The 10,396-nt window shown below is 37.1% G+C and carries 15 protein-coding genes; all 15 read left to right on the top strand.

From position 1 onward, the window contains the following. The 15 genes from ACFE6N_RS22980 (at position 1) to ACFE6N_RS22910 (ending at position 10,080) form a co-directional block, all read left to right on the top strand. Positions 1-492 (top strand): hypothetical protein, encoded by a 492-nt coding sequence (locus ACFE6N_RS22980; RefSeq protein WP_378940177.1) that lies wholly within the window; start codon positions 1-3, stop codon positions 490-492. Positions 493-502: 10 nt separating this feature from the next. Beyond that, complete coding sequence (locus ACFE6N_RS22975) at positions 503-1,363, top strand: RHS repeat-associated core domain-containing protein (protein ID WP_378940197.1); 861 nt, start codon at positions 503-505, stop codon at positions 1,361-1,363. After that, on the top strand, positions 1,364-1,801 hold the full coding sequence (locus ACFE6N_RS22970) for a hypothetical protein (protein ID WP_378940176.1): 438 nt from the start codon (positions 1,364-1,366) through the stop codon (positions 1,799-1,801). Between the two features lie 188 nt (positions 1,802-1,989). Then, positions 1,990-3,282: an RHS repeat domain-containing protein gene (locus tag ACFE6N_RS22965; RefSeq protein ID WP_378940175.1), complete on the top strand. Its 1,293-nt coding sequence runs from the start codon at positions 1,990-1,992 to the stop codon at positions 3,280-3,282. 24 nt (positions 3,283-3,306) lie between these two features. Beyond that, a complete protein-coding gene (locus ACFE6N_RS22960) occupies positions 3,307-3,816 on the top strand; it encodes a hypothetical protein (RefSeq protein WP_378940174.1) in 510 nt (169 codons plus the stop codon). Positions 3,817-3,901: 85 nt separating this feature from the next. Continuing rightward, positions 3,902-4,246: a hypothetical protein gene (locus ACFE6N_RS22955; protein WP_378940173.1), complete on the top strand. Its 345-nt coding sequence runs from the start codon at positions 3,902-3,904 to the stop codon at positions 4,244-4,246. A gap of 270 nt (positions 4,247-4,516) precedes the next feature. Continuing rightward, positions 4,517-4,777 (top strand): hypothetical protein, encoded by a 261-nt coding sequence (locus ACFE6N_RS22950; RefSeq protein ID WP_378940172.1) that lies wholly within the window; start codon positions 4,517-4,519, stop codon positions 4,775-4,777. Positions 4,778-5,169: 392 nt separating this feature from the next. Further along, positions 5,170-5,586 (top strand): RHS repeat domain-containing protein, encoded by a 417-nt coding sequence (locus tag ACFE6N_RS22945; protein WP_378940171.1) that lies wholly within the window; start codon positions 5,170-5,172, stop codon positions 5,584-5,586. A 161-nt stretch (positions 5,587-5,747) separates the two neighbouring features. Then, positions 5,748-6,197, top strand: coding sequence for a polymorphic toxin type 28 domain-containing protein (locus tag ACFE6N_RS22940; RefSeq protein WP_378940170.1), 450 nt, complete (start codon positions 5,748-5,750; stop codon positions 6,195-6,197). After that, on the top strand, positions 6,190-6,570 hold the full coding sequence (locus ACFE6N_RS22935; RefSeq protein WP_378940169.1) for a hypothetical protein: 381 nt from the start codon (positions 6,190-6,192) through the stop codon (positions 6,568-6,570). Before ACFE6N_RS22940 ends, ACFE6N_RS22935 begins: the two co-directional genes overlap by 8 nt. A gap of 240 nt (positions 6,571-6,810) precedes the next feature. After that, positions 6,811-7,455 carry a hypothetical protein gene (locus ACFE6N_RS22930; protein ID WP_378940168.1) on the top strand — a complete coding sequence of 215 codons (645 nt, stop codon included), beginning with the start codon at positions 6,811-6,813 and terminating at the stop codon, positions 7,453-7,455. 440 nt (positions 7,456-7,895) lie between these two features. Then, on the top strand, positions 7,896-8,966 hold the full coding sequence (locus tag ACFE6N_RS22925) for an RHS repeat domain-containing protein (protein ID WP_378940167.1): 1,071 nt from the start codon (positions 7,896-7,898) through the stop codon (positions 8,964-8,966). A gap of 1 nt (position 8,967) precedes the next feature. Further along, complete coding sequence (locus tag ACFE6N_RS22920) at positions 8,968-9,315, top strand: hypothetical protein (protein WP_378940166.1); 348 nt, start codon at positions 8,968-8,970, stop codon at positions 9,313-9,315. Positions 9,316-9,575: 260 nt separating this feature from the next. Further along, positions 9,576-9,710 (top strand): hypothetical protein, encoded by a 135-nt coding sequence (locus ACFE6N_RS22915; protein ID WP_378940165.1) that lies wholly within the window; start codon positions 9,576-9,578, stop codon positions 9,708-9,710. A 10-nt stretch (positions 9,711-9,720) separates the two neighbouring features. After that, positions 9,721-10,080, top strand: a complete 360-nt coding sequence (locus ACFE6N_RS22910; RefSeq protein ID WP_378940164.1) for a hypothetical protein — start codon at positions 9,721-9,723, stop codon at positions 10,078-10,080. The last annotated feature ends 316 nt before the right edge of the window (positions 10,081-10,396 follow it).

Here is a 10,396-nt window from a genome sequence, read left to right as displayed (position 1 = left end):
ATGAAAATATACATATATATAGTTCTCATCATTCTATTATCATCGTGCAACAGGTTTTCTAATGATTTCTTTGAGTTCTTGTTTTCATCAAAAGGAATAAGTCTTACCAGAGATTGCGAGAATAATCCTTCCTTATTTAGTGAAGGAAGAAGTTTTGAAATCTATTCACTTTCTGAACAAAGTGAAAAATTAGCCTTAAGAGGGATTTTAAATAAATCCAATTTTATTAAGAGTAGTAAATATTCCAGATATGAAACTCATAAATGGCGTAAGACACCTGTAGTTGATCTCCAAGAGAATGCTTATACATTCATCCATTCTGAAATGAATGGTGAAAAAAATCAGTGTTTTGAAGAAAATGATTTGATCAAAGTTTTGCAAGAAAAAGAGAACTACTATACCTTCTTAAAAGATGATATAGGTAGATCAAAATTATTTATTCTGGACACTCACAAGAGAAAATTGTATCTTTTGACTTCCTACGAGTTGTAGATCTTAAAGTATAAGTTTAGTAGGGATTTGGGCTTACGATTACGGCGCAAGGTTCTATGATCCGGTGATAGGCCGTTTTAATACGATAGACCCACTTTCGGAGATTTCGAGAAGATTCAGCCCGTACAGCTATGCGATGAACAACCCGATAAGACTTATCGATGTTGATGGAATGTATGCAGATGATCCTACCGTTACTAGTGTTAATAAGAATGGTGGGGTTCAGACTGTAAGTGAAACAGAGCAGTCAATGAAATATGGCAAGGCCAAAAATGGTACTAGAACGGTAACTACGACAACTACAACGGCCTCTCAGGGCATAATACAAAAAGGTAGGGATGGTAATTTACAATTAGGAGATGCTACAACAACTACATGGATCACTACTGCTACGCAAAGTTACGATGCCGAACGCGGGTTGTGGGTGACTAATAATGACGGCAAGACATCGACCTCTACTGTTGCAGGCATTGACCATGAAAGATTTACCAATGTTGAAGATGCGGCAAATACGGTAATGAACTATGGGATCCAGAATGGCCGGGACTATTACACCAATATAAAGGCCTCTGGAAAAGAAGGTATGGAGACGGTCGGAAAGGCAGCAGGATATCCCTTGCTCTTTGGGGGTTTAAAAACACCTCAAAATGATTTGATGAAAAAGCTGGGCGTCGCCTTCAGACCGGGAAGCGCAGTTGCACATGTAGCAAGAATGACTGCTAACACCCCTATAATTATGGCTATGGGCAGTTATGGCGCCAAGGTACAGAACTTTTATAATACTCATCCACCAGAGGTAAGGGCCGTGCAGAATATGCTGCACAATGTGGTTTTTGGCCCACTGAATTCACTTTTTAAATACTTAAAATAGATGAACAGAAAAAAATATATTTTACTGGTGCTGCTTTTAATTTCTGTTATAAGCCTGTCCCCTTTTATCGTGATCCTGAAATATGGTGTCGGCTATAATAAAGAGCGAGCTAGGCTAGGCATTCCGTCACTAGGGAATGAATGGGAAAGAAGTTCATTCTCTATGTCGGAAATAAATTATACAAATCCTGTATCTGAAGAAGAAAAGCGATACCACTTAAAAAAGCGCATCCAGATAGATTGGTTGATGAATATTGAAAAGGAGTCAGATTACTTTATAATTGAAGACAAAGGACTTGCAATAGATGTTATATATAATTATAAAAACAGGAATCCTTGGTATATTAGATACTTTGACAAAAGTAATTCAAAAACAATTCTTTCTCATGAACAATTCCTAGATACGTTGAGAAAATATGATATCGATATAAAGTACTAACCCCCGGACAGGCTCGGTGTTAAGCACAGCGTGACTTGTCTTTCAACAAAACAAATTAAAACCCCTGCAGTTCTAAAAAGCTGCAGGGGGTTTCTGTTGTTAAAGCTACTAACTGGTCTTAGGGTCTCGCTAAGACCAAAATATAACTCTAACTAGATACCAGCGTTGATCAGCTGAGCTACAGTTATATGGGCAACAGGCTGACCAGTGTTGCCGATGCAAATGCCAATAGCTCTGGTTCGTTTCAGCTTTCGGGAACGACCACTTATGGATATGATGACAATGGCGATATGATCTATCGGGTCAGTACCACCAGTGTGGCCAACAACCTGTACGATATGGGCTACAACCACCTGAACCTGCCAACGAACATCAATGCAAACGGTGCAGTGATCACCTACACCTATGATGCAAACGGCAATAAATTAAAAAAACTGGTCACCGGGAACGCCAATGTAAATAATGAGTATATTAGCGGTATCCAGTATGAAGATGGTGACCTGAAATATGTGACGACGGAGACCGGCAGGGTGAGGCGGATCAGTGCATCGGATTACAGTTACGAACATACGCTGGCAGATCATTTGGGTAACGGAAGGGTGTACTTTGATATCAGTGGAGGAGTGGCACGAAAGATCCAGGAAACGGATTATTATGCTTTTGGACTGGATATCCAGCGTAACCTGGTAGGGACGGAAAATAAATTCCAGTACAATGGTAAGGAGAAACAGGACCAGGAGAGGATGTATGATTACGGCGCAAGGTTCTATGACCCGGTGATAGGGAGGTGGAATGTTGTGGATCCACTGGCGGAAAAAGACAGAAAAACAAACCCTTATGCTTATGTATTTAATAATCCCCTTAAATTTATTGATCCTGATGGGATGGAGGGACAGACGACGATTGTAACAGCTGGTAAGAATGGAACATATATCGTCAAAGATTGGATAGATGATGGGAAGACAGATGTTGTTTTAGAAAATGGGAAAAAAGTTGGAGAATCGCTCACTACAAACTCATTTACTGATGAAAATAATAAAGCAGTGGTTGGTGCTGTAATTGATACAAAATCTAATGAGGGCCAACAATTTATTGATAAGGAAATTGTTCGCGATAACCCTAATGTATTTTATTATAAAAACAATGCTAAGTTAAATGAACGTTATGATTTTAAATCAAGAGGACTTTCGAAAAATGCAACGGAACAAGATGCATTGAAATATAGAACAAGGGGAAGTATGACTTCGGATGGAAAGATGGCGTCCGCTAGAGATTTTGGGAATATGGGTGCTGGTATCGTTGCTGCTAGATCTGGATCTCCTAACTGGTACTCTAGAAAGAAATTTGAAGATTTGCAAGGAGGAAAAGAGCCACCAGTTAGTGCAAAAGCCCAAGAAATAGGTTTTAAAATTGGACATGCTTTGAATGCTAAAGATCAGTTAAATAGAAAATATGAAAGGCTACAAGGTGGGTTACAATAATAATCTAAATTAAATTTTAAACGAATGAAATATAAATTTCTAATAAAAAAAATAGAGAATTATCGTTTACTGATGAGATGTAAAGTTTCACTTTTTGCTATTCTTACAATTGTCTATGGCTGTAAGGAAAAAAATAGTGATGAAAAATGGAGGCATGTTGAGCTCCAACCATTGGATAAATCACAAACGATCACTATTATAACACAAGATGACAAACGATACTTTATAAATGGTGTACATAAAAATATACCGAGTGATGGATATTTACTAGTTGATATGTCTAAAGTAGATCCCCTCGGAGATGGTATATCTGTTTGTTGGAACGATTCTGGTCATAAATGGAAAATAGCCTCTGCATATGCTAGGTTAGTCGAAAATAAATTGGATACATCAAGGTTTTTATATTATGAGCCCAAGGGTAAACTCGAAGAGCCAGTTTCTGATGGGTTTTTAGGGTCGAATTGCGGGGGGGTCTTAATTAGAGAAAACCTAAAGCCACGGGGAAACTTAATTGTAAATTATATCGTTCATTAGAATTCTGTCTATACAATCTGATTATGGCCCATCTGTCCTTAGTTTTGTGTATTGGTGGCGATTATGAGGTAACTCTTAAAATTAGATGAAATCACTAATAGACAAAAAAATTTTAAATTCGATTGTTTGTGTTAATAAATTTAATTTGAATTTTAAAAGTGTCGATTTAGACATTCTTTGTATCGAAGGAGAAGATACAGAGGTGAACTATAGATTTGAATTACAAGATATTTCTTATTTTTTCTTTAGACAGGAAAATAATGAGAACGAATTTAGCGTTATTGATACTTTCTTTGAGAAATTTAACGAATGTGAGGATGTTTCGATTATGCATTCAGAGGCAATGGAAGATTTTTGGGTATTAAGTTTTCACAGCGGTATACATCATATGATTATAGGTTTTCGAAAGATAGGTTTGTTTAAACTTTAGAAGCATACTGGTTTTATGTGCTAGCGCACGTCTGTGATGCTTCAAAAATGGATTATATTAAAGCTCGGCGACATCAAGGCTTGCCGGGCTTTGTTATTTCTGCCGGAGTTCGAGTTTAATTAGTCTTGCTTTAATTGCCCATCTGTCCGTAGTCTTGTGGTTGAAAGCAAGCATCAGGTGACAACGGAATGTATTAGCTATTAGCATACTCAAACCGTTCTTTTAAACGGGGAGCAAACGCCCTGGCTTGAGGATGGTGACCTGAAGTATGTGGCGACGGAGAACGGAAGGGTGAGGCGGATCAGTGCAACGAGTTATAGTTACGAACATACGCTGGCAGATCATCTGGGTAACGGAAGAGTGTACTTTGATATCAGTGGAGGTGTAGCCAGGAAGATCCAGGAAACGGATTATTATGCTTTTGGACTGGACATCCAGCGCAACCTGGTAGGTGTGGAGAACAAATACCAGTACAACGGCAAGGAGAAACAGGACCAGGAAAAGATGTATGATTATTCGCCTGTCAGTTAATTTTTAAGTAGTGCTCATGAACTCAGCTACGCTTCGGTTACGTGGCCAGGTTCTATGATCCGGTTATTGGTAGGTGGAATTCTGTTGACCCAATGGCTGAACTGGATCGTAAATCCCCCCATCTGTCCGTAGTCTTGAGCGGTAGGTTGAGTATTAGAAGACTACGGACTAATTAATAAAGTCTGTTTAAAACTTGAAACGGATATTTTGTTGTTAGAGATTTGTAATTCTTCCATAGTCCCATCCACATCTGTCCGTAGTCTTGTGAGTTGGGGGTGAGCATGAGGAGACTACGGAACCCTACGAAGGAAAGTATTGCCTATTAGCATACTCAAAACGTTCTTTTAAATGGGGAGCAAATGCCCTAGCTTGAGGATGGTGAGCTGAAGTTTGTGAACACCGAGACGGGCAGGGTGATGCGGATCAGTGAGACGAACTATAGTTACGAACATACGCTGGCAGATCATCTTGGTAACGGAAGGGTGTACTTTGAGATCAGTGGAGGTGTAGCCAGGAAGATCCAGGAAATGGATTATTATGCTTTTGGCCTGGACATCCAGCGGAACCTGGTAGGTGTGGTGAACAAGTACCAGTACAATGGCAAGGAGAAACAGGACCAGAAGAAGCAGTATGATTACGGCGCCAGGTTCTATGATCCGGTGATCGGGAGGTGGAATGTGGTGGATCCTAAAGCCGAAGTATTTGTAGGTTTATCTCCCTATAATTACGTGTTGAATAATCCAATTTCATTTGTTGATCCTTATGGGGAAGGTCCATCCAATCCACCAAGTTTTTACAAAAATTATTAGCTTTTTTTGGAGTTGGTCCAGCAAATCAGTCACGAAGTACAGAAGAAGCTCAAGAATATTCACAAAGGCGGTCAGCACTATTTGCTAGTAATCAAAGAATAGAGAAAGGCGCTAATAGGATACAAGAAGGGGCTGATTGGATTCCTTTTCTTGGTGCAATAGTGCATTTATCAAAGGCAGGTGTTACTCATAGTAAGCAAGAAGCGGGCATAGGTTTTGGTATTGGAATGTTAGACGCTTTTGGTGGGAGATTATTAGGAAAAGGAGCAAAGGCATTAAGTGGAGTTGGAAAGGAAATTTTGGAAAAAATTGTCGGAAAAGTAGGTAATATAGCAGAACATTTAACGACTAAAGATATGACTGGCGCAATTAGAGATATTTTTAAAGATCCAGTAATTATTAATGGTAAACAATATGATCACCTTGGTGAAGTAAATGATGCTTTGAAAGGTCTGGGTAAACAAATAGAAAAATTAAATAAAGAAATAAAAAATGGAAGTTTTTCAGAAGATGTTTTGGAACAAGCCCAGAAGTTAAGAAGTTCCATACAAAAGGAAAAAGATAAAATACAAGATATATTAAATAAAGCGAGAAAGGTAGCAAATGAATAATGAAGAATTTATGAATATGTTAGTTGGCATGTTCCCTAAAATAAAAGATGATGTTTTGGATGAGGATGTAAATGGATTGGTTGGTCTGCAGATAGGCTATTTCAAGAGATTTGTGCAAAATGCAATTGATGAAAATGATTTAATTGAAATAAAAAAGTGTTTTCAATTCATTAATGATAATATTGAAAAAGTGGATTACAAAGTTAAAAATGCTATTTACTTATCTCTTTTGAATAAACTTTCTTTTGATAAAAATCCAAATGCTGAAAAATTTCTTCCAAAGAAACTGTTATCTGCAAAAGGTGATTTAGATGATTATGAGGCCTCAAAAATTACAAATATTAAACTTAATAATTTTCTCGATAACTTGTAATTAATGATATTAATAATAGGACTAGGTGCTACATAAATTCAATGGACGAAGATTTAGATAATGTCAAGCGTGCATCTGTTAAAATGGGGGCTGGAAGAAGTTATTAATGCTTTTATTTAGTTCATAATTCTTGTCGTTTGGATATTCCCAAATATTTTAACAATCATGCCAAACCTAATTGGGGAAAAGTTCAGAGATCTCTGAAAGCTAGACAGTAGGTTGAAAAACAAAACTGAAAAAATGGATAATATTGAATTAAGCAATGGGACATTCGTTAAATGCAAATCGTTAAGTTTTAGTGAATTTGAAACGCTAAGATTAATAGCTTCAGAAGGTCTAATAGAAAAGTTTCGAAAGCAATTTGATGTGGAGGCCTATAAATTAAATAATCAAGAGATAATCGCTAATGAAGGTGGGTACTATATGCTTTTTGAGAATGCTAGTGACTTTGAACAAGTATTAAAGGATAACCAGGCTACTCACGGAACGGAAATATTAAATAACAAAAATCCCTACGGTAAGGAATTTCCAGAACAAACTGATGCCCTAATAAAAGAGTTAACGGAAGCATTATCTGTAAATTACGTTCAAGCCGATGAGCAGCTGCTTAAGGAATTGGATAATAAAATTACCAGATTACCTAATGCATCAGAATTTAAAAAGAAAAAGCTTATAAATCTTATAGCAGTGATTGGTGAGGCATTGATAAAAAAAAATAAAATCAAATGGAAAATGATATTGAGCTCAGACGGCAAGACATGGAATCCTTACTTGCAATCAAATACACGAACAATACAATTTTTTACTGATCTATATGAAGATATTTATATCAAAAGAAAAAATGGCTCATCACTTTCAGAGTTATATGAGACGATGGTAATATAAAGGAAGTAAAGACAAGTTTTTAACTGGTCTTAGTGTCTCTAATACTATTAAGTTAAGGGTTTTGGGTGCGTTCAGATAGTTTTTTTGTATAGTTATATACAATGAAAAAAAGATATTTGATTATAATTTCCAGCAATATTTCCAAGGAGAAACATATCGTTTCTTCTAAAAAGAAGTAACTATATTCACAAAAATCCGACACTTGAGAAGTATATAACCAAAGCAAAGTTTTTAATCAGAAAGCGCTCACTTACCTTTTTTATCGTAGTTACCTCAATTTTGAACCTGTTCGGGGAATCTGTTGAGTTCAATATTTCAACTCTATTGCCCAAATTCAAAGTCAAAACAGTTACTGGGGTAGCTTTCTCGCTATCTATTCATAGTCTTGAGCCTTAGCATAAGAAGACTACGGATTAATTAGGACGACCGAGAACGGCAGGGTGAGGCGGATCAGTGCAACGAGTTATAGTTACGAACATACGCTGGCAGATCATTTGGGTAATGGAAGGGTGTACTTTGATATCAGTGGAGGTGTAGCCAGGAAGATCCAAGAGACGGATTATTATGCTTTTGGACTGGACATCCAGCGAAATGTTGTAGGGGTGGAGAATAAGTACCAGTACAACGGCAAGGAGAAACAGGACCAGGAGAAGATTTACGATTACGGCGCAAGGTTCTATGACCCGGTTATAGGAAGGTGGAATGTGGTGGATCCGCTGGCGGAGAAGTATCCAAGTTGGACTCCTTATAATTATGCTGTTAATAATCCTGTAAATTACATTGACTTAGATGGTAGAGATATTGATCCTGCTAGTCAACGGGAATGGGATAAACAAAAAGCATATGTTACAAAAGAAAGAGATAGGTTGCAAAAACGATCAGATAAGCTAACTGCTAAAGCAGAAAAAAAAGGTTGGAGTGCGGATAAGCTAGCTAATAAAATGGGAAATATTGGAGATAGAGTTAACAGTTTAAATGGAACTCTCAATACATTAGGTATATTAGAAAATAGTAGTCAGATGTATAGCCTAAAAACAGGAGCGGTAGGAGAAGGAGGGACAACTTTAGATCCTACAACTGGAAATATTGTGTTTAGTTTTGGTTCTACTGCTAATTTTGTTCATGAAACTGCGCACGGAGGTCAATTTGAAGCAGGAGAGATAGCTTTTACTTCAACAGGTCAGACGTTAGGTCAGGATTTATCAGATGAAATATCTGCTTATAAATCTCAATTTGCCTATCAACCATCTTCGATTTCTGGATTGACCTCATCTTCAGTAGCAAACTCCTTTGGGGGAATTACAGCTTCGTGGGTCCAAGGCATAACAAATACAGTTACGGGTTCTAAGCCTTATGGGGCAGGTGGCTCAGCAAATACTGGTTTAGTACCCATTAATATAAATTCTAGTAGAGACGCTTTAATACAGGCTTATCCAAACGCACCTGGACTTCGAACTTTACCAGCAAACTATATGTTAAAATCAATACCGGGCATATATTATAAACGTTAAGATGATTCTAAGAAATTTATGCTTTTTGATGATAGTATTTTCATCATGCACAATAAATAAATCTATAATTGGAAATTATAGCAAGATTGCTAAAGGCTATAGTAGTACATTAAAGCTTAATAAGGATAGTACTTTCGTTTTTACAGAGCAATATCTTGAGGTTAACTCTAAATGCCAAGGAAAGTGGTTTTTTATACCCCCTAAAGAAATTTTGCTTAAATGTAGTGCGGAAAATTTTCCTGCTGAAATTTCAGGAGGTGATATTTCTGAGAGAGAAAAGAAAGTAACAATCCTTAGTCCAAGAAAGGTGCAAATTGGGAAAATTATTTTACTAAAGGATAAGAATTAACCATCGCTGTTCATATCTGTGGTACGAACCAGATAGAATAAATAGAGCCCAGCAGAGATGTTGGGCTGGGCTTGTTTAGTCTGTAACCTTTGTAAATACGTATCTATCTAGTCCCCATCTGTCCGTAGTCTTGTGGAGTGGAAGTGAGAATGAGGTGACGACTGAACCCTACGAAGCAAAGTATTGGCTATTAGCATACTCAAACCGTCCTTTTAAATGGGGAGCAAACGCCCTAGCTTGAGGATGGGGACCTGAAGTATGTGACGACAGAGACCGGCAGGGTGAGGCGGATCAGTGCGACAAACTATAGTTACGAACATACGCTGGCAGACCATTTGGGTAACGGAAGGGTGTACTTTGATATCAGTGGAGGTGTGGCCAGAAAGAGCAAATAATTAAGTTATAATGAAAATCATAGTCAAAATTTTACTTGCTTCATTTGTTTGGTTAGGCTGTCAAAAAAGTAAAAAAAAATTTCATAGTTCTTATAAAATCGGAAAGGGATATCACATTGAAAGCTACAATGTAGGGCTAATGAATAATTTATTGTTAGAATATCTTACCGACTCTTCTACATTCAGAATTTATCTTGGAACCTATGATGACGAGAATGAGATTATTCACTGTAAACTCAAAGGGGATACTATTTATGTAGAAAAAAAGGGCTATAAAGATGGCGCAAGTAAAGAATTCGAACAAATGACAACTAAACAAATACAGATATATAGTATAAAAAAGTTGAAATCTAAGAATATCTTCGAATAGGTGTTGAAAACGAGTAAAATGGTAAAAAGAAACAGGAGCGGCTGTACGATTACGATGCCAGGTTCTATGATCAAGGTATAGACAGATGGAATAGGATGGATTAGGTTGCCGAAGATTTTGATAATCTATAAAAAAGATTCAATTCAACACTTAAGCTGGTAGATAGATTTAATTAAGAGTTACATGGAGATGTAATAGCCACTACTTAATCTTACAGTTGGTTAGTTTTTACTGATTGTCAGATTGAATTTGTGAGTATGTTTTTTGCTCTTCTGAGATCGTTAATTTATCTACTACTTTCTCTTGTTTATAGCTC

The organism is Pedobacter sp. BG31, assembly GCF_042464845.1.
Lineage (GTDB): Bacteria > Bacteroidota > Bacteroidia > Sphingobacteriales > Sphingobacteriaceae > Pedobacter > Pedobacter suwonensis.
This window is presented reverse-complemented; position numbering and strand designations above follow the sequence as displayed.